We start from the raw sequence: 1,274 nt of genomic DNA on the forward strand, positions 1-1,274 counted from the left end.
AAGTAGAATAAGTAGTATCTTTTTCAAGTTCAATAGCAATTTCAGATTCTAGTATAATTATAAAATCCAAATTCAAGTTTAAAATTGAATTTGGATTTTTATAGTTGACATTATTTATTTTTTGTAAAATGGTAATTTTACCACTTTGGCTGCAATTTTTTTATCTCTAATTACAATATAAATTTCAGAATCTACAGTAGAAAATTCGGTTTTTACATAACCCATTCCAATTGCTTTTCCTAGACTTGGTGATTGCGTTCCCGAAGTTACAATACCAATGTTGTTTCCGTCAGCATCAACGATTTCGTAGTCATGACGTGGAATTCCTCTGTCTATTAATTCAAATCCAACTAATTTTTTAGTAACTCCAGCTTCTTTTTGTTTCTTCAAATTTTCTGAATTAGTAAATTCTTTTGTGAATTTTGTAATCCAACCTAATCCTGCTTCCAATGGCGAAGTCAAATCATTGATATCATTTCCATACAAACAGAATCCCATTTCAAGACGCAACGTATCACGTGCTGCTAATCCGACTGGTTTAATTCCGAAATCAGCACCAGCTTCAAAAACTTTATTCCAAATTTGTTCAACTTCTGAATTTTTACAATAAATTTCAAATCCTCCAGAACCAGTATAACCAGTTGCTGAAATGATTACATTCTCAATTCCTGCAAAATCAGCCACTTCAAAATGATAGTATTTTATTGCAGATAAATCGATAGAAGTCAATGATTGCATAGCTTCAACAGCTTTTGGACCTTGAATTGCGAGCAAAGAATAATCTTCTGAAAGATTTTTCATATCAACTCCTAAATCATTAAAAGACGAAATCCAATCCCAATCTTTATCGATATTTGAAGCATTTACAACCAATAAATACTGCTCTTCTTTTATTTTATAAACGATTAAATCATCTACAATTCCGCCATCATTATTTGGCAAACAAGAATATTGTGCTTTTCCAATTTCTAATGTTGATGCGTCGTTAGAAGTAACTTTTTGTATTAAAGCCAAAGCATTTTCGCCCGATAAAAGAAATTCACCCATGTGCGAAACGTCAAAAACACCAACAGCGTTTCTTACAGTTTCGTGTTCTGCGTTAACTCCTTCATAGGAAACAGGCATATTAAATCCTGCAAACGGAACCATTTTAGCTCCTAAACTTTCGTGAATGTGCGATAATGCGGTATTTTTCATTGTATTTTATAATATAAATTGAAGTCGCTAATTTATTTAAAATTTATTAAAATAGTACCTAAAAAATCAATTATATA

General features: G+C 31.1%; 1 protein-coding gene. It reads right to left on the reverse strand.

Features of this window, described 5'->3' with window-relative positions:
* Positions 1-114: 114 nt before the first annotated feature.
* Positions 115-1,197, reverse strand: coding sequence for a glycine cleavage system aminomethyltransferase GcvT (gcvT, locus tag DIU01_RS14615; protein ID WP_290835715.1), 1,083 nt, complete (start codon positions 1,195-1,197; stop codon positions 115-117).
* Positions 1,198-1,274: the final 77 nt, after the last annotated feature.

The organism is Flavobacterium sp. (genome assembly GCF_003525665.1).
In the GTDB taxonomy this organism is placed as follows: Bacteria; Bacteroidota; Bacteroidia; order Flavobacteriales; family Flavobacteriaceae; genus Flavobacterium.